The sequence below is a fragment of the Enterobacter cloacae complex sp. SYL003 genome (assembly GCF_049236925.1).
Taxonomy (GTDB): domain Bacteria; phylum Pseudomonadota; class Gammaproteobacteria; order Enterobacterales; family Enterobacteriaceae; genus Enterobacter; species Enterobacter intestinihominis.
In genome coordinates, this window is sequence record NZ_JBMKJK010000002.1 from 74,245 (window position 1) to 93,171 (window position 18,927).

Consider the following 18,927-nt stretch of genomic DNA (forward strand, 5'->3'; position numbering starts at 1 on the left):
CGTGTAACAACGAGGCCGGAAAAAATTATGTCTGAATTAGTGAATACCTCCGAAGTCGCCATTCCTGCGGTTCCCAATAAAAATGGAAAAATTAACCTGCTGGACCTGAACCGTCAGCAGATGCGCGAGTTCTTTAAAGAGATGGGCGAGAAGCCGTTTCGTGCCGATCAGGTCATGAAATGGATGTACCACTATTGCAGCGACAACTTTGATGACATGACGGACATCAACAAAGTGCTGCGCAATAAGCTTAAAGAAGTGGCGGAAATCCGCGCACCGGAAGTGGTGGAAGAGCAGCGCTCTTCAGATGGCACTATCAAGTGGGCCATTGCCGTTGGCGATCAGCGTGTTGAAACCGTGTATATCCCGGAAGACGATCGCGCCACGCTGTGCGTCTCTTCTCAGGTGGGCTGTGCGCTGGAGTGCAAATTCTGCTCTACGGCGCAGCAGGGCTTTAACCGTAACCTGCGCGTATCGGAAATTATCGGCCAGGTCTGGCGTGCCGCGAAAATCGTGGGTGCAGCGAAAGTCACCGGTACACGTCCAATCACCAACGTGGTGATGATGGGGATGGGTGAACCTCTGCTCAACCTGACCAACGTCGTTCCGGCGATGGAAATCATGCTCGACGATTTCGGTTTTGGTCTGTCCAAGCGCCGCGTTACGCTCTCTACTTCCGGCGTTGTGCCTGCGCTGGACAAACTGGGTGACATGATTGACGTTGCGCTGGCCATCTCCCTTCACGCGCCAAACGACGCCATCCGTGACGAAATTGTGCCGATCAACAAAAAGTACAATATCGAAACTTTCCTGGCTGGCGTGCGCCGTTACCTGGAGAAATCCAATGCTAACCAGGGCCGCGTGACCATTGAATACGTGATGCTGGATCATGTTAACGACGGTACCGAGCATGCACATGAGCTGGCTGAACTGCTGAAAGATACGCCATGTAAGATCAACCTGATCCCATGGAACCCGTTCCCGGGCGCGCCGTATGGCCGTAGCTCGAACAGCCGTATCGATCGCTTCTCAAAAGTGCTGATGGAGTATGGTTTCACCACCATCGTACGTAAAACGCGTGGCGACGATATCGACGCAGCCTGTGGTCAGCTGGCGGGTGACGTTATTGACCGTACCAAACGTACGCTGCGTAAGCGTATGCAGGGTGAGTCAATCGCGGTTAAAACCGTTTGATTATTATGCAGACACGGCGCATTTTTTGCGCCGTGAAGCATTAATTTACTGAATAACCAGCCACAATCATCACGACTGATTAATAATTACGGTGCGTTTCATACGACTTTCGGGCAGTATGTAACGACGTAACAACAGTTTAGCGTGAAGGCCTGCCAGCGCTGTCATCTGCGGCCCGACAGTCTTATACTGTTTGTTCCAGGTTAACTGACCTAAAGTTTCGCGGTGCGGGTGGCATTGTGACTCACCGGCACCTGAACCCTTATTTTCACGTACCAGTAGTTGTAGCGAATGAATACTGAAGCCACTCACGATCAAAATGCAGCACTCTCCACTGGCGTTCGTCTTCGCAACGCCCGTGAACAACTCGGACTCAGCCAGCAAGCCGTTGCAGAACGCCTGTGCCTGAAGGTTTCCACCGTTCGCGACATTGAAGAAGATAAGGCACCCGCCGATCTGGCTTCAACGTTTCTGCGCGGTTATATCCGTTCTTACGCCAAACTGGTTCATATTCCTGAAGACGAATTACTGCCGATGATGGAGAAGCAGGCGCCTGTGCGTGCGGCAAAAGTTGCGCCGATGCAAAGCTTCTCTTTGGGTAAACGTCGTAAAAAACGCGATGGCTGGCTGATGAGCTTTACCTGGCTGGTCCTGTTCGTGGTTGTCGGGCTGACGGGCGCATGGTGGTGGCAAAACCACAAAGCGCAACAGGAAGAGATCACCACCATGGCCGATCAGTCCTCCGCTGAGCTTAATCAGTCTGGTACTAACGGCGCGCAAAGCGTGCCGTTGAGCACCGAAGGGGCTGCGACCTCCAGCGAACCTCAGGCGGCAGCAACCAGCACGCCTGCAACCGAGCCAGCGGCGACGCCAGAAGCGACGGCGAATACCGCACCAGCCACCCAGGCCCAGGATCAGAACGCGGTCGTATCACCTTCTCAGGCCAATGTTGATACCGCCCCTGCGGCAACGGCACCGGCAGATAACACCGCGGCGTCACTGCCAACTGACCCGGCGGGTACGGCGGCACCTGCCGTTGACCCGAATGCGCTGGTGATGAATTTCACGGCTGATTGCTGGCTGGAAGTGACTGACGCGACAGGTAAAAAGCTGTTCAGCGGCCTGCAACGTAAAGATGGCACGTTAAATCTAACGGGCCAGGCACCATACAAGCTTAAAATCGGCGCACCGGCAGCGGTACAGATCCAGTATCAAGGAAAACCTGTCGATCTGAGCCGCTTTATCAGAACTAACCAGGTTGCGCGTCTTACCGTTAATGCCGAACAATCAGCAGCACAGTAACAGACGGGCAATGCGGGAGATTTTACATGCATAACCAGGCTCCTATTCAACGTAGAAAATCGAAACGGATTTACGTTGGGAACGTGCCAATCGGCGATGGGGCGCCTATCGCCGTCCAGTCGATGACCAATACGCGTACTACGGATGTAGAAGCGACGGTTAATCAAATCAAAGCATTAGAACGCGTCGGCGCGGACATTGTTCGCGTCTCAGTGCCGACCATGGACGCCGCTGAGGCGTTCAAACTGATCAAGCAGCAGGTGAGCGTTCCGCTGGTTGCCGATATTCACTTCGATTACCGTATCGCGCTGAAAGTCGCTGAATACGGTGTCGATTGTCTGCGTATTAACCCAGGCAACATCGGCAACGAAGAGCGCATTCGCATGGTGGTTGACTGCGCCCGCGACAAAAACATTCCAATCCGTATCGGCGTAAACGCTGGCTCTCTGGAAAAAGATCTCCAGGAAAAGTACGGTGAGCCGACGCCGCAGGCGCTGCTCGAATCCGCCATGCGTCACGTCGATCATCTGGATCGCCTTAACTTCGATCAGTTCAAAGTGAGCGTGAAAGCGTCTGACGTTTTCCTGGCCGTTGAATCGTATCGTCTGCTGGCAAAACAGATCGATCAGCCGCTGCACCTTGGCATCACCGAGGCGGGCGGTCTGCGCAGCGGCTCAGTAAAATCGGCAATTGGTCTCGGCCTGCTGCTCTCTGAAGGCATCGGTGACACGTTACGCGTCTCCCTGGCCGCCGATCCGGTGGAAGAGATCAAAGTCGGTTTCGACATCCTGAAATCACTGCGTATCCGCGCGCGGGGGATCAACTTCATTGCCTGCCCAACCTGTTCACGTCAGGAGTTTGACGTGATCGGCACCGTGAATGCCCTGGAGCAGCGTCTGGAAGACATCATCACCCCGATGGACGTTTCCATCATCGGCTGCGTGGTGAACGGTCCGGGTGAAGCGCTGGTGTCCACGCTGGGCGTTACCGGCGGTAACAAGAAAAGTGGTCTCTATGAAGATGGCGTTCGTAAAGATCGTCTGGATAATAGTGATATGATCGACCAGCTTGAAGCCCGCATTCGCGCAAAAGCGACGATGATGGACGAAGCGCAGCGCATCAGCGTTCAGCAGGTTGAAAAATAACGTGATGGGAAGCAGGCTGCTTCCCATGTATGATTGAACCCATTCTTTGGGTTCTTTTTTGTATATAGAAAGAGAATAAACGTGGCAAAAAACATTCAAGCCATCCGCGGCATGAACGATTATCTGCCTGGCGAAACCGCCATCTGGCAGCGCATTGAAGGCACACTGAAGCAGGTGCTCGGCAGCTACGGTTACAGCGAAATTCGTTTGCCGATTGTAGAGCAGACCCCGTTATTCAAACGCGCGATCGGCGAAGTAACCGACGTGGTTGAAAAAGAGATGTATACCTTTGAGGACCGCAACGGCGACAGCCTGACCCTGCGTCCTGAGGGGACGGCGGGTTGCGTACGCGCCGGCATCGAACATGGTCTCCTGTACAATCAGGAGCAGCGCCTGTGGTATATCGGCCCGATGTTCCGCCACGAACGTCCGCAAAAAGGCCGCTACCGTCAGTTCAACCAGCTTGGCGTGGAAGTGTTTGGTCTGCAAGGACCAGATATCGATGCCGAACTGATTATGCTGACTGCCCGCTGGTGGCGTGCGCTCGGTATTTCTGAGCACGTTTCCCTGGAGCTGAACTCTATCGGTTCTCTGGAAGCGCGTGCGAACTATCGCGATGCGCTGGTGGCGTTCCTGGAACAACACAAAGAGAAGCTCGACGAAGACTGTAAACGTCGTATGTACAGCAACCCGCTGCGCGTACTCGATTCCAAAAATCCTGACGTACAGGCGCTGCTGAACGATGCGCCAGCGCTGGGTGACTACCTGGATGAGGATTCCCGCGAACACTTTGCTGGCCTATGCAAGCTGCTTGAAGCGGCGGGCATTGCTTATACCGTTAACCAGCGTCTGGTGCGCGGTCTGGACTACTACAACCGCACCGTATTTGAGTGGGTCACCACCAGCCTCGGTTCGCAGGGCACCGTCTGTGCTGGCGGTCGTTATGACGGACTGGTCGAGCAACTGGGTGGTCGCGCAGCACCGGCTGTAGGCTTCGCGATGGGCCTTGAGCGACTTGTTTTGCTGGTTCAGGCAGTTAATCCGGAATTTAAAGCCGATCCTGTTGTCGATATATACCTGGTGGCCTCAGGTGCGGATACGCAGTCTGCGGCGATGCAGCTTGCCGAACGCGTGCGCGATGCGCTGCCGGACGTAAAGCTGATGACCAACCACGGCGGCGGCAACTTTAAAAAACAGTTTGCTCGTGCCGATAAGTGGGGCGCAAGTATTGCACTGGTGCTGGGTGAGTCCGAAGTGGCCAACGGCGAAGTGGTGGTTAAAGACCTGCGCTCTGGTGAGCAAACTACGGTAACGCAGGATGGCGTTGCGGCGCACTTGCGCACTCTATTGGGCTAAGGAGAAGGACTGCGTGGAAATGTACGAGAACGAACACGACCAGGTTGATGCGGTTAAACGCTTCTTTGCTGAAAACGGCAAGGCACTGGTTGTAGGGGTTATTTTAGGTGTTGGTGCGCTGGTTGGCTGGCGTTACTGGAACAATCATCAGGCTGACTCTGCTCGCGGTTCATCCCTGAACTACGAAAACACCGTTAGCGCAATCCGTGCCGATCAGCCGCAAACGCTGACGGCTGCGGAGAAATTTGCCGCTGACAACAAAAACACCTACGGTGCGCTGGCTGCGCTGGAAGTGGCTCAGCAGTATGTTGATAAAAACGAACTGGACAAAGCCGCTGCGCAACTGTCTCAGGGGCTTGCTGCTGCCAGTGACGAAAATCTGAAAGCGGTGATCAATCTGCGCCTGGCACGTATTCAGGTTCAGCAGAAAAAAGCCGACGACGCGCTGAAAACGCTTGATACCATCAAAGGTGATGGCTTTGCCGCTATTGTCGCCGATCTTCGCGGTGAAGCACTGCTGAGTAAGGGTGATAAAGCGGGCGCGCGTAAAGCGTGGCAAGCTGGCGTGGATAGTAAAGCTTCACCTGCGCTGAGCGAAATGATGCAGATGAAAATAAATAATTTGTCCGTCTGAGAGGGACCCAATGCAATTGCGTAAATTACTTCTGCCAGGACTGCTTTCTGTTACGTTATTGAGTGGTTGTTCACTGTTCAGTGGCGAAGAAGACGTTGTCAAAATGTCCCCGCTGCCGACGGTTGAAAACCAGTTCACTCCGTCCACCGCCTGGGACACCTCCGTGGGTGATGGTATTGGCGATTTTTATTCCAACCTGCACCCGGCATTTGCTGACGGCGTGGTCTATGCGGCCGATCGCAAAGGCACCGTTAAAGCGCTGAACGCTGATGACGGAAAAGAAGTGTGGTCCATTAACCTGGCGGAAAAAGACGGCTGGTTCTCCCGTAAACCTGCGCTGCTTTCTGGCGGCCTGACCGTTGCCGGCGGTCACGTGTATGTGGGCAGCGAAAAAGCGCAGGTTTACGCGCTGAATGCCAGCGACGGTTCGGTTGCATGGCAGACCAGCGTTGCCGGTGAATCCTTGTCACGTCCGGTTGTCAGCGACGGCCTGGTGTTGATCCATACCAGCAACGGCCAGTTGCAGGCGCTGAACGAAGCAGATGGTCTGGTAAAATGGACGGTTAACCTGGATATGCCAGCGCTGTCTCTGCGTGGTGAATCTGCTCCGGCGACTGCATTTGGCGCCGCCATTGTGGGTGGTGACAACGGTCGTGTCAGCGCAGTACTGATGCAGCAGGGTCAGATGATCTGGCAGCAGCGTATTTCCCAGGCGACCGGTTCAACTGAAATCGACCGTCTGAGTGACGTGGACACCACGCCGGTCATCGTTGACGGTGTGGTTTACGCGCTGGCGTATAACGGCAACCTGACGGCGCTGGACCTGCGTAGCGGCCAGATCATGTGGAAACGTGAGCTGGGTTCCGTGAACGATTTCATTGTCGACGGCAACCGTATTTATATGGTGGATCAGAACGACCGTCTGCTGGCGCTGAGCACCGAAGGTGGCGTGACGCTGTGGACGCAGAGCGATCTGCTGCACCGTCTGCTGACCGCACCGGCACTGTATAACGGCAGCCTGGTGGTGGGCGACAGCGAAGGCTATATGCACTGGATCGATCCAGAGAATGGCCGCTTCGTGGCGCAGCAGAAAGTGGACGGCTCAGGCTTCCTGACCGACCCGGTTGTGGCTGACGGCAAACTGCTGATTCAGGCAAAAGACGGCACGCTGTACGCGATCACGCGTTAATTACACGGCGGTTGTAGTATACTAAACGGCTCCTGTTCACTCAGGAGCCGTTTTGACATTTTTAAAAACGCTGCGAAAGCGACGTTATTTTGAATTTTATGAGGCTTCAAACATGGTACCTGTGGTCGCGCTTGTCGGGCGCCCTAACGTTGGAAAATCCACTCTTTTTAACCGTTTAACACGCACCCGTGATGCGCTGGTTGCGGATTTCCCGGGGCTGACGCGTGACCGTAAGTACGGTCGTGCAGAGGTGGAAGGACGCGAGTTCATCTGTATCGATACCGGGGGTATTGACGGTACGGAAGACGGCGTAGAAACCCGCATGGCAGAGCAATCTCTGCTGGCTATCGAAGAAGCGGATGTGGTTCTGTTTATGGTGGATGCGCGCGCTGGCCTGATGCCCGCGGACTCCGCTATCGCTAAACATCTGCGTTCACGCGAAAAGCCAACCTTCCTGGTGGCGAACAAAACTGACGGTATCGATGCCGATCAGGCCGTTGCGGATTTCTGGTCTTTAGGTCTGGGTGATATTTATCCTATCGCGGCCTCGCATGGCCGTGGCGTCACCAGCCTGCTGGAAACCGTTCTGCTGCCGTGGGTTGATGAAGTAAACCCGCCGGAAGAGGTGGACGAAGACGCCGAATACTGGGCACAGTTTGAAGCCGGAGAGGAAGGCGAGGAAGAGCCGGAAGATGACTTCAACCCGCAGGATCTGCCGATTAAGCTGGCTATCGTTGGTCGCCCAAACGTAGGTAAGTCTACGCTTACTAACCGTATTCTAGGCGAAGAGCGCGTGGTGGTTTACGACATGCCAGGCACAACGCGTGACAGCATTTACATTCCAATGCAGCGCGATGAACGTGAGTACGTACTTATCGACACTGCAGGGGTGCGTAAGCGCGGGAAAATCACCGATGTAGTGGAAAAATTCTCGGTGATCAAAACACTTCAGGCGATTGAAGACGCCAACGTGGTGCTGCTGGTTATTGACGCACGTGAAGGTATCTCCGATCAGGATCTCTCTCTGCTCGGCTTTATTCTTAATAGCGGGCGCTCACTGGTTATCGTCGTCAACAAGTGGGATGGCCTGAGCAATGAAGTACGCGAACAGGTGAAAGAGACGCTGGACTTCCGTCTGGGCTTTATCGACTTTGCCCGCGTTCACTTCATCTCTGCCCTGCACGGCAGCGGCGTAGGCAACCTGTTCGAATCCGTTCGTGAAGCCTATGACAGCTCTACCCGCCGCCAGAGCACGGCGATGCTGACCCGTATCATGAACATGGCAGCAGAAGATCACCAGCCGCCGCTGGTGCGCGGTCGTCGCGTGAAGCTGAAATATGCCCACGCCGGGGGGTATAACCCGCCTATCGTGGTGATCCACGGTAACCAGGTGAAAGACCTGCCGGACTCCTACAAACGCTACCTGATGAACTACTTCCGTAAGTCGCTGGACGTGATGGGTACGCCTATCCGTATTCAGTTCAAGGAAGGGGAAAACCCGTTTGCGAATAAACGTAATACCCTGACGCCGAACCAGATGCGTAAGCGTAAGCGTTTGATTAAGCACATTAAGAAAAGCAAATAATTCTTACCGAACTCACTAAAACCCGCGCCTGTCGCGGGTTTTTTTCGCTCATTCAAAAGGCCTGCCTTCCCTTTGTGATGTCAATCACTATTCGCTTTTAACCATGTTTATATCTAAGAAAGTAGACAATCGTCGAATTTTCATCTTAAAGTCCAGGGTTCGGTACTAGACAAAACTAGCGCCTGGTTATCAAATGGTTAACCAATATTTCGCCGCATGTAAAAAATCGATCGGATACGTAACCGTTCGGCGTACATGCTGGTGTTTACAAGCACGACACATACCTTTTCGGGAGAATTATGCAATCCTCTGTTAATCAAAAAGAGAGCCGAACCTTCTTCGGCCATCCTTATCCGCTCGGTTCGCTGTTCTTCACCGAGATGTGGGAGCGTTTCTCGTTTTACGGTATTCGCCCGCTATTGATCCTGTTTATGGCCGCCACCGTGTACGACGGGGGGATGGGCCTGGCGCGTGAAAACGCCTCGGCGATTGTCGGCATCTTCGCGGGCACCATGTACCTCGCCGCACTGCCGGGCGGCTGGCTGGCGGATAACTGGCTCGGCCAGCAGCGGGCCGTCTGGTACGGTTCGATTTTGATTGCGCTTGGGCACCTGTCGATTGCCCTGTCGGCCATTATGGGCGACAACCTGTTCTTCATCGGCCTGATGTTCATCGTGCTCGGCTCCGGCCTGTTCAAGACCTGTATCTCGGTCATGGTCGGTACCCTCTACAAAAAGGGCGATGCGCGTCGTGACGGCGGTTTCTCGCTGTTCTATATGGGCATCAACATGGGCTCGTTCATTGCTCCTCTGATTTCCGGCTGGCTGATTAAAACCCACGGCTGGCACTGGGGCTTTGGTATCGGCGGTATCGGGATGCTGGTCGCCCTGATTATCTTCCGCGTGTTTGCCGTTCCGGCCATGAAGCGCTACGACAGCGAAGTCGGTCTGGACTCCACCTGGAACAGTCCAGTAGTGAAACGTAACGGCGTGGGTGCCTGGCTGCTGGCGCTGGCTGTGGGTGTTGCAATCATCGTCACGTTGATTGCCCAGGGCGTGATTGTGATTAATCCGGTCGCGGTGGCCAGCGTGCTGGTATATGTGATTGCCGCCTCCGTCGCGCTCTACTTCATCTACCTGTTCATCTTCGCCGGGCTGAATCGCAAAGAGCGCGCAAGGCTGCTGGTATGCTTTATTCTGCTGGTCTCCGCCGCGTTCTTCTGGTCCGCGTTCGAGCAGAAGCCAACCTCTTTCAACCTGTTCGCCAACGACTACACTAACCGCATGATCGGTGATTTTGAGATCCCGGCGGTGTGGTTCCAGTCGATTAATGCCCTGTTCATCATTCTGCTGGCACCGGTATTTAGCTGGGCATGGCCGAAGCTGGCGAGCAATAATATTCGCCCGAGCAGTATCACCAAGTTCGTGATCGGTATTTTGTGCGCGGCGGCGGGCTTCGGCCTGATGATGCTGGCGGCACAGAACGTGCTGAGCAACGGTGGAGCAGGGGTTTCTCCGTTCTGGCTGGTAGGCAGTATCCTGATGCTGACGCTCGGGGAACTGTGCCTGAGTCCGATTGGTCTGGCAACCATGACCCTGCTGGCGCCGGAAAGAATGCGCGGTCAGATGATGGGCCTGTGGTTCTGCGCCAGTGCGCTGGGTAACCTGGCTGCGGGCCTGATTGGTGGTCACGTGAAGGCCGACCAGCTGGATATGCTGCCGGACCTCTTTGCCCGTTGCTCCATCGCGCTGTTGATTTGTGCTGCGGTGCTGATCGTCCTCATTGTTCCGGTGCGTCGCATGCTGGAAAATGTGCAGACAAAACCGGCTACCGAAGCCTGATACTATTCAGCCTGCCGGGGCAGTTATCCAGCCCCGGCCCACCTCAACAGGAGAGAGCATGTCGATAACCTGTCCGGATTGCCACGCAGCGCTCGAGCCGCAAAACGGTATCGCGCACTGCGACAGCTGCAATAACGATATTCCCCTCGAAGCGCGCTGCCCTGATTGCCATCAACCGCTTCAGGTACTCAAGGCCTGCGGTGCGGTGGATTACTTTTGCCAGAACGGCCACGGTCTTATCTCTAAAAAACGCGTGGAGTTTGTTCGGGCTGAAGGTTAATCGCACACGCAGCCTTCACCTTTCTGCCACAGTTCCACCAGCGACTCGGGAGCTTCCTGCTCGGGTACCAGCACGATGATATCGGCGTAGTGCGCCTGATTTTGGCCGGTCCAGATAATCTGGATGCGGAAATAGCGCTGGTCACCTCTGCCGGGGGAAGAGGCTTGCCCGGGCGGCTGGCCGCGCGGGAAAGCCTGCTCCAGAATGCTCACCAGGCGCTGGCGCTGGGCCTCATTAAGCGAGGAGAGCGCAATGGTGCGCTGGCCGCTCAGCTTAGGGATAAAAGCGACGCCGCCTTCCCGGGCCAGCTCAACCACGGCGTCATCCGTCAGTTCCGGAACCTGCATTTACAGCACTCCTACCTGTTCCCAGGCTTGTTTTATAGCCGCCCCAACGTCGCTACCAGAGCGTTTCTCGCCGTGCGCTATCGTCAGTTTTGCAAAGGCATCAAAATCCGCATCCTGCGCCAGGTTGCGATCGCAAACCGTGTCGTACCAGGCATAACCCGCTTTTTCCCAGGCGTAGCCACCGATCGCCGTTGCGGCCAGGTAAAACGCGCGGTTGGGGATACCGGAGTTAAGGTGTACGCCGCCGTTATCCTCGCGCGTTTTGATGAAATCTTTCATATGCCCGGGCTGCGGATCTTTACCGAGCAGCGGATCGTTATAGGCCGTGCCGGGTTCAGACATGGAGCGAAGCCCTTTCCCGTTGATGCCCTCCGCCAGCAGCCCTTCACCAATCAGCCAGTCTGCTTTATCGGCGGTTTGCTTAAGATGGTATTGCTTCACCAGCGAACCGAACACGTCGGATAACGACTCGTTCAGCGCGCCCGATTGTTCAAAGTAGATGAGTCCGGCTTCGGTCTCCGTCACACCGTGGCTAAGCTCATGCGCTACCACGTCGATGGCAATGGTAAAGCGGTTGAAGATTTCCCCGTCGCCATCGCCAAAGACCATCTGCTGGCCGTTCCAGAAGGCGTTTTGATACTCACGGCCATAGTGCACGGTGCCGGTGAGGATCAGCCCTTTGTTATCGAGCGAATCGCGCTGATATTCCTTCCAGAAGAAATCATGGGTAATACCCAGATAATCGTACGCTTCATCCACCGCCACATCTCCGTTGGAGGGCTGGCCTTCATAGCGTACCTGGGTACCCGGCAGCTCCTGGGTCTGTTTCGCATCGTAGATGTCACGCTCAAGCTGACCGGCTTTATTCACATGCGGCGCGGCGGGTTTGCCCGGCATATGGGCCATCAGCGTCTGGACGTGGGTTAAGGTCTGACGGGCGCAGCGCTGCTGCGGCTCAGAACCGCTTTCGATAATACGGCGAAGAATATACGGAGGGATGACGCTATGTAGATGGGGCATGCTGCTCTCCTTATTAAAAAAGGCAATAGCAGCAGTATAGTTTGTAACCGGCGAAGATTTATCCGCTTTTACGCTGACGCGTTTTTTTCACCGGTTTGATCTCTTTCACTTCACTCTCGACCCAGCCGTCAGAAAGCCGGGTGGTGAGCACATCCCCTGCTTTAACCTGCTTCGTCTGCTTCAGCACTTTGCCGTCCGTCGCGGTGGTCACGCTATAGCCGCGGGCCAGCGTGGAGAGTGGGCTGACGGCTTCCAGATGGGTGACCGCATTGCCAAAACGCTCGCGGGTGGCGCTCAGGCGTGAGCGGATATTTTCCGCGAGGCGGAACTCAAGCTGCTGGATACGCGTTTGTGCGCGATAAATCTTTGGCTGCGGATTCTGCTGGTTCAGACGCTGAGTCGTGCGCTGCTGGCGCGATATCGCTCTCTTAAGCTGGTTATCCAGCGCGAAGTTCATCCGCTGACGCAGACGCTCCAGTACGGTTTGCTGACGCGCCAGACGCAATTGCGGATGCTGCTGTTGCAGACGATGATGAAGCTGGGTAAAGCGGCGGGTACGGTTGGCGAGGAAGTAGTCCATCGCCATCTCCAGGCGCTGCTGCCCGTTCTGGATCTGGCGCAGCAGCTCCTGCTGATTACGGCTGACCACCTCTGCCGCCGCGGACGGCGTGGGCGCGCGTAAATCCGCGACAAAATCGGCTATCGTCACATCCGTTTCATGGCCGACGGCGCTCACCACAGGGATAAGGCTGGCAAAGATTGCCCGCGCCACGCGCTCGTCGTTAAAGCTCCACAGGTCTTCCAGCGAGCCGCCGCCGCGCCCGACGATCAGGACATCGCACTCCTGACGCGCATTCGCCAGCTCAATCGCGCGCACGATCTGCCCTGGCGCATCGTCACCCTGAACGGCGGTCGGGTAGATAATGACGGGCAGGGAAGGGTCACGGCGCTTCAGGACGTGCAAAATATCGTGCAGCGCCGCGCCGGTTTTCGAGGTGATAACTCCAACACAGTGGGCAGGTGAGGGCAGGGGCTTTTTAAACTGCTGGTCAAACAATCCCTCAGCCGAAAGCATGGCTTTTAACTGCTCGTACTTCTGCTGCAACAAGCCTTCACCAGCGGGCTGCATGCTCTCGACGATAATCTGATAATCGCCGCGCGGCTCATACAGGGTAATGTTGGCGCGAACCAGAACCTGCTGGCCATGCTGAGGGCGGAACGTCACGCGACGATTGCTGTTGCGGAACATCGCGCAGCGCACCTGAGCGGTGTCGTCTTTTAGCGTAAAGTACCAGTGACCGGAAGCAGGCTGCGTGAAGTTAGAGATTTCACCGCTGATCCAGACCTGTCCCATTTCCTGCTCAAGCAGCAAACGCACCGTCTGATTAAGGCGGCTGACAGTATAAATTGAGGGGGATTGAGAGGATAACATGTGAGCGGGATCAAATTCTAAATCAGCAAGTTATTCAGTCGATAGTAACCTGCTGAGAGGCGATCGCAAGCATTTTTTTCAAAAAAGTGTAGATGCAATCGGTTACGCTCTGTATAATGCCACGGCAATATTTAACCACCCAGGTCAGAGATATTGCCCATGCTACGTATCGCTAAAGAAGCACTGACGTTTGACGACGTCCTCCTCGTTCCCGCTCATTCCACCGTTCTGCCGAATACTGCCGACCTCAGCACGCAGTTGACGAAAACCATTCGTCTGAACATTCCTATGCTCTCCGCAGCAATGGACACCGTGACTGAAGCGCGTCTGGCTATCGCTTTGGCACAGGAAGGCGGCATTGGCTTTATCCACAAAAACATGTCTATAGAGCGTCAGGCGGAAGAAGTTCGCCGCGTGAAGAAACATGAATCCGGTATCGTGTCCGATCCTCAGACCGTTCTGCCAACCACCACCCTGCACGAAGTGAAAGCGCTAACCGAGCGTAACGGCTTTGCAGGTTACCCGGTTGTGACCGAAGACAACGAGCTGGTGGGCATCATCACCGGTCGTGATGTGCGTTTCGTGACTGACCTGAACCAGCCTGTCAGCGTCTATATGACGCCAAAAGAGCGCCTGGTGACCGTTCGCGAAGGCGAAACCCGCGACGTGGTGCTGGCGAAAATGCACGAAAAACGTGTTGAGAAAGCGCTGGTTGTGGATGCGAACTTCCACCTGCGTGGCATGATCACCGTTAAAGATTTCCAGAAAGCAGAACGTAAACCGAACGCCTGTAAAGACGAGCATGGCCGTCTGCGCGTCGGCGCTGCGGTTGGCGCGGGCGCAGGTAACGAAGAGCGCGTTGACGCGCTGGTTGCCGCGGGCGTTGACGTGCTGCTGATTGACTCCTCACATGGCCACTCCGAAGGCGTTCTACAACGTATTCGTGAAACCCGTGCTAAATACCCGGATCTCCAGATCATCGGCGGTAACGTGGCTACGGGCGCAGGTGCTCGCGCGCTGGCGGAAGCCGGTTGCAGCGCGGTGAAAGTGGGTATCGGCCCTGGCTCTATCTGTACTACCCGTATCGTCACCGGCGTGGGCGTTCCGCAGATCACCGCGGTGTCTGACGCGGTTGAAGCGCTGGAAGGCACCGGTATTCCGGTTATCGCGGACGGCGGTATCCGCTTCTCTGGCGACATCGCCAAAGCGATCGCCGCAGGTGCCGCAGCCGTGATGGTGGGCTCCATGCTGGCCGGTACCGAAGAATCCCCGGGCGAAATCGAACTCTACCAGGGCCGTTCTTACAAATCCTACCGCGGTATGGGCTCCCTGGGCGCGATGTCCAAAGGTTCCTCCGACCGTTACTTCCAGACCGATAACGCCGCTGACAAACTGGTACCGGAAGGCATCGAAGGCCGCGTGGCCTATAAAGGCCGTCTGAAAGAGATCATCCACCAGCAGATGGGCGGCCTGCGTTCCTGTATGGGACTGACCGGCTGTGGTACCATTGACCTGCTGCGTACCAAAGCGGAATTCGTACGCATCAGCGGTGCGGGTATCCAGGAGAGCCACGTGCACGACGTGACGATCACCAAAGAGTCCCCGAACTACCGTCTGGGATCATGATTTTCTTCGCCCGACCTCGTGTCGGGCGATTTATTTAATCTGTTTCACTTGCCTCGGAATTAGCGTCAATGACGGAAAACATTCATAAACATCGCATCCTCATCCTCGATTTTGGTTCTCAGTACACTCAACTGGTGGCGCGTCGCGTGCGTGAGCTGGGCGTTTACTGTGAACTGTGGGCGTGGGATGTTACGGAAGCACAGATTCGCGAGTTCAATCCAAGCGGCATCATCCTGTCCGGCGGCCCGGAGAGCACCACCGAAGAGAACAGCCCGCGCGCGCCACAGTACGTATTCGAAGCGGGCGTACCGGTGTTCGGCGTGTGCTACGGCATGCAGACTATGGCGATGCAGCTGGGCGGCCACGTAGAAGGCTCTAACGAGCGTGAGTTCGGCTACGCGCAGGTAGAAGTCGTCACCGACAGCGCGCTGGTGCGCGGTATCGAAGACTCCCTGACCGCAGACGGCAAACCGCTGCTGGACGTATGGATGAGCCACGGCGACAAAGTCACCGCTATCCCGTCGGACTTCGTGACCGTAGCCAGCACCGAAAGCTGCCCGTTCGCGATTATGGCGAACGAAGAAAAACGCTTCTACGGCGTGCAGTTCCACCCGGAAGTGACTCACACCCGTCAGGGTATGCGCATGCTGGAGCGCTTCGTGCGTGATATCTGCCAGTGTGAAGCCCTGTGGACCCCGGCAAAAATCATCGACGACGCCGTGGAGCGTATCCGCCAGCAGGTTGGTGATGACAAAGTGATCCTCGGCCTCTCCGGCGGCGTGGATTCCTCCGTGACCGCGATGCTGCTGCACCGCGCCATCGGCAAAAACCTGACCTGCGTCTTCGTGGACAACGGCCTGCTGCGTCTGAACGAAGCCCAGCAGGTCATGGACATGTTCGGCGACCACTTCGGTCTGAACATCGTTCACGTGGAAGGCGAACAGCGCTTCCTGGACGCGCTGAAAGGCGAGAACGATCCGGAAGCGAAACGTAAAATCATCGGCCGCGTATTCGTGGAAGTGTTCGACGAAGAAGCGCTGAAGCTGGAAGACGTGAAATGGCTGGCGCAGGGCACTATCTACCCTGACGTGATCGAATCCGCCGCCTCCGCAACCGGTAAAGCACACGTCATCAAATCTCACCACAACGTGGGCGGCCTGCCGAAAGAGATGAAGATGGGCCTGGTTGAGCCGCTGCGCGAGCTGTTCAAAGACGAAGTGCGCAAGATTGGTCTGGAACTGGGTCTGCCGTACGACATGCTCTACCGTCACCCGTTCCCGGGCCCGGGCCTCGGCGTACGCGTGCTGGGCGAAGTGAAGAAAGAGTACTGCGACCTGCTGCGTCGCGCGGACGCGATCTTCATTGAAGAGCTGCACAAGGCTGACCTGTACAACAAGGTTAGCCAGGCGTTCACCGTGTTCCTGCCGGTTCGCTCCGTCGGCGTGATGGGCGATGGCCGCAAGTACGACTGGGTTGTTTCCCTGCGTGCGGTTGAAACCATCGACTTCATGACCGCGCACTGGGCGCACCTGCCGTATGACTTCTTAGGCCGCGTGTCTAACCGCATCATCAACGAAGTGAACGGCATTTCCCGCGTGGTGTATGACATCAGCGGCAAGCCACCGGCGACGATCGAGTGGGAATGATTTCGCGTCTGGCTACAGCCTGTAGTTAAATGCAGTAAAGTATCTCTAAGCCCGCGTAACTGCGGGCTTTTTTGTTTTTTATGTCTGGCACTTTCTGGCAGCGTTAGCAACGAAGAGCATAATTTCAGAACGCACTGTGGCGCAGAAAGTAACAGAAATTTATGCTGTTGGCCTCTCGTACCATGAATCAGAGAATTGGATATTCCCATCTACAATACGCCATGTGATTTTTTCATATTGCATAGAGACGGATTCCATATGATTTAACTTATCATTGCCTGATAATTTAACATTGGGCACACCACAATTAACACCCGTTATTTTTACATTTTCCATTAATACGGTGTAATAACACACCTCCTGGCCCGCATCATTGATATGATAAAATTTTACTTCTGCACTTTTTAATGTTTGCCCTGTAGCTGCTGCTTTGTAGAGATAGGGACTGGAACTGTCGACTTCTTTTTCAAAATTAAATGATGAATGTTGGCGTGTTCCGGTGATCTTTCCATTGGCAGTATCGACGGGAAGGTTAACACCATGACCCATACTGATTACCTCGATAGAGCCCTCACGATCCTGAACATCTACAGAGCCTTTGATATCTGCACCACCATCATCTTTTAGCCAAAGATAGGGAGGGATAGGCATTTTATTTACTCCTTATTAGTTTAATTAACTTCATTGTTATGATGTAGAAAAAGATAGAGGTAAGAGTGTTGAATGAAATTAATACATAATCATAACTATAATAGATATCTTCGGGTGTTGGGTTGTTGCTAATTAAATAGGAAATTCTAATAGCTGTTTCGTGACTTATTAATGGATGTTCAGTTAAGTAGCAAACATCTAACCATGAAACAATAGCGAATATGCCGATGAAAAGAACCATTCTAACAGAACTAAGGACAAGTTTTCTGATAACCACCAATAATGACCTCAATTGTTCCATAGGATTCTAAATCAAGACCTTTAACCTTTGCTTTCTTTGTTCTTAATAGTGCGTTTCTTAATCTATTGTAATCTGATTGGCTTGGTAAAGTTATACACCCTTCTGATACCTGACCGGGATGTAGCCTAAATCCACCTCTGGCTACGCTTTTGTAAAATGTAGAATCATCTATATTCCCATCGTCGCGAAATAAAGCAAACCATTCAGAATGATCAACATGATAACTAAAAGTGCTTTTATATGTATCGACTCCCCAGGCTCTAAATCTGTTAGCCATACTTCCTTTAGGCCTGTCTACTATATAATATTTACCTTTTGGTAGCGGTCCAACGTTAGGAATGATGCCACATGCTCCTTTGTTTCTGTATGCACCGTTACCAGAAAAAGCCATAAAGACTCCAACACCATCAAATTCAAGTGGTGAGTAATCAGCATCATTTATAATAAACTTTCCATGCAAAGTCATGTATCTCTCTTTTCTTTATAGATGCTTATGAAAATTATCTGCATATAGTGCGTGTGTTTTTAAAATAAACTATACATAAAGTGCGCATTTAATTATTTTACTCTAAAAAAGGTTGGCTTGCCTTTGGAAAGTAGATCTATATCAATTTTACAGCTACACCCGATAGTAGATCGTTTTAAGGGATGTGTTCATAAAAATATAAAGTGAAGTTCCACAGATAATCCCGACAAAAATCATCCCTACAGTTGTGCTCGGAACCTCGACGCAACGAGATTAAGGACAATATATAAGAAAGCCGATTATCGAGAATAGCGTAAAGCCAAAATGCAAGGACTGAGCTGATATGATTGAGTGGGAATAAGCCCGTAAACCTTTCTGCACGTCATAAGCAGTTAAGACTGATAACCCCCCTTTTACAGAGGGTTTTTCTTTTGTAACTGATATCCGAACGGGACGTGAATTATTGGCTCATCTGTCGGGATCCACGGCAGCCGATACTGCGTCGCCATGCCCCTGGCGCCTGACCATACTGACGCTTAAAGCTGCGGTTGAAGGACTGCTGAGAGTCAAAGCCCAGCGCGATCGCCACGTTCAGAATCGGTTCATCGCTTTGGGCTAAGCGCTCAACTGATTTTTGCAGCTTTTGCGCGCGAATATATTCAGCGAGAGGGGAGCCGGTATGTTCTTTGAAGATCCGCTGGAGATGCCATTTCGAATAGCCGGCTCGCCTGGAGACGGTTTCAATGTCCAGGCGGCTATCAAGGTTGTTGTCGATCCAGTCGAGCAAATCGTGAATGAATGCACTCGTGTTCATCTTGCTTCCCCCTACGCCACGCATTAAAAGCATCTTTGTTTGTTGCACTTAAAGGTGGCCCGTTTTGATATTAATTGCAAGTTTTATTGTTACATTTA

17 protein-coding genes are annotated in these 18,927 nt (G+C 54.0%); 11 read left to right on the forward strand and 6 right to left on the reverse strand.

Annotated features, from left to right (window positions below):
- Positions 1-27 precede the first annotated feature (27 nt).
- From ACOT1A_RS02935 to ACOT1A_RS02975, 9 genes are all read left to right on the forward strand, one after another.
- Complete coding sequence (locus ACOT1A_RS02935; protein WP_003860623.1) at positions 28-1,194, forward strand: bifunctional tRNA (adenosine(37)-C2)-methyltransferase TrmG/ribosomal RNA large subunit methyltransferase RlmN; 1,167 nt, start codon at positions 28-30, stop codon at positions 1,192-1,194.
- A 291-nt stretch (positions 1,195-1,485) separates the two neighbouring features.
- A complete protein-coding gene (gene rodZ, locus ACOT1A_RS02940) occupies positions 1,486-2,496 on the forward strand; it encodes a cytoskeleton protein RodZ (protein ID WP_045621487.1) in 1,011 nt (336 codons plus the stop codon).
- A 26-nt stretch (positions 2,497-2,522) separates the two neighbouring features.
- A complete protein-coding gene (gene ispG / locus ACOT1A_RS02945) occupies positions 2,523-3,641 on the forward strand; it encodes a flavodoxin-dependent (E)-4-hydroxy-3-methylbut-2-enyl-diphosphate synthase (RefSeq protein WP_003860619.1) in 1,119 nt (372 codons plus the stop codon).
- Positions 3,642-3,722: 81 nt separating this feature from the next.
- The gene (gene hisS / locus ACOT1A_RS02950) at positions 3,723-4,997 is read left to right on the forward strand and encodes a histidine--tRNA ligase (protein WP_022649001.1); all 1,275 of its coding nucleotides are present in this window, start codon (positions 3,723-3,725) and stop codon (positions 4,995-4,997) included.
- A gap of 13 nt (positions 4,998-5,010) precedes the next feature.
- The gene (locus ACOT1A_RS02955) at positions 5,011-5,631 is read left to right on the forward strand and encodes a YfgM family protein (RefSeq protein ID WP_032622338.1); all 621 of its coding nucleotides are present in this window, start codon (positions 5,011-5,013) and stop codon (positions 5,629-5,631) included.
- A gap of 10 nt (positions 5,632-5,641) precedes the next feature.
- Positions 5,642-6,820, forward strand: a complete 1,179-nt coding sequence (gene bamB / locus ACOT1A_RS02960; RefSeq protein ID WP_022648999.1) for an outer membrane protein assembly factor BamB — start codon at positions 5,642-5,644, stop codon at positions 6,818-6,820.
- 112 nt (positions 6,821-6,932) lie between these two features.
- Positions 6,933-8,405: a ribosome biogenesis GTPase Der gene (gene der, locus ACOT1A_RS02965; RefSeq protein ID WP_022648998.1), complete on the forward strand. Its 1,473-nt coding sequence runs from the start codon at positions 6,933-6,935 to the stop codon at positions 8,403-8,405.
- A gap of 299 nt (positions 8,406-8,704) precedes the next feature.
- On the forward strand, positions 8,705-10,246 hold the full coding sequence (locus ACOT1A_RS02970) for a peptide MFS transporter (protein ID WP_023306697.1): 1,542 nt from the start codon (positions 8,705-8,707) through the stop codon (positions 10,244-10,246).
- Between the two features lie 58 nt (positions 10,247-10,304).
- Entirely contained in the window at positions 10,305-10,526 is a 222-nt protein-coding gene (locus ACOT1A_RS02975; protein WP_023300707.1) for a zinc ribbon domain-containing protein, read from the forward strand.
- Here ACOT1A_RS02975 and ACOT1A_RS02980 read toward each other — a convergent pair.
- Genes ACOT1A_RS02980 through xseA form a run of 3 tightly spaced genes read right to left on the reverse strand, consistent with a single transcriptional unit; the run spans position 10,523 to position 13,325 of the window.
- Positions 10,523-10,873 carry a protealysin inhibitor emfourin gene (locus tag ACOT1A_RS02980; protein ID WP_023300706.1) on the reverse strand — a complete coding sequence of 117 codons (351 nt, stop codon included), beginning with the start codon at positions 10,871-10,873 and terminating at the stop codon, positions 10,523-10,525. The genes ACOT1A_RS02975 and ACOT1A_RS02980 overlap by 4 nt on opposite strands.
- Positions 10,874-11,893: a M4 family metallopeptidase gene (locus ACOT1A_RS02985; protein WP_023306696.1), complete on the reverse strand. Its 1,020-nt coding sequence runs from the start codon at positions 11,891-11,893 to the stop codon at positions 10,874-10,876.
- Positions 11,894-11,951: 58 nt separating this feature from the next.
- A complete protein-coding gene (gene xseA / locus ACOT1A_RS02990; protein WP_058676987.1) occupies positions 11,952-13,325 on the reverse strand; it encodes an exodeoxyribonuclease VII large subunit in 1,374 nt (457 codons plus the stop codon).
- A 159-nt stretch (positions 13,326-13,484) separates the two neighbouring features.
- On the opposite strand from xseA, the gene guaB reads away from it, so the two are divergent.
- Complete coding sequence (guaB, locus tag ACOT1A_RS02995; protein ID WP_003860601.1) at positions 13,485-14,951, forward strand: IMP dehydrogenase; 1,467 nt, start codon at positions 13,485-13,487, stop codon at positions 14,949-14,951.
- Between the two features lie 68 nt (positions 14,952-15,019).
- Positions 15,020-16,597 (forward strand): glutamine-hydrolyzing GMP synthase, encoded by a 1,578-nt coding sequence (gene guaA, locus ACOT1A_RS03000; protein WP_006811514.1) that lies wholly within the window; start codon positions 15,020-15,022, stop codon positions 16,595-16,597.
- 159 nt (positions 16,598-16,756) lie between these two features.
- Here the strand turns inward: guaA and ACOT1A_RS03005 are convergent, their stop codons facing one another.
- From ACOT1A_RS03005 to ACOT1A_RS03015, 3 genes are all read right to left on the reverse strand, one after another.
- Positions 16,757-17,248 (reverse strand): Hcp family type VI secretion system effector, encoded by a 492-nt coding sequence (locus ACOT1A_RS03005; RefSeq protein WP_023300702.1) that lies wholly within the window; start codon positions 17,246-17,248, stop codon positions 16,757-16,759.
- Positions 17,249-17,499: 251 nt separating this feature from the next.
- Positions 17,500-18,015, reverse strand: coding sequence for a DUF2778 domain-containing protein (locus ACOT1A_RS03010; RefSeq protein ID WP_074143131.1), 516 nt, complete (start codon positions 18,013-18,015; stop codon positions 17,500-17,502).
- Between the two features lie 460 nt (positions 18,016-18,475).
- Positions 18,476-18,829 (reverse strand): helix-turn-helix domain-containing protein, encoded by a 354-nt coding sequence (locus ACOT1A_RS03015; protein ID WP_063146749.1) that lies wholly within the window; start codon positions 18,827-18,829, stop codon positions 18,476-18,478.
- Positions 18,830-18,927 lie beyond the last annotated feature (98 nt).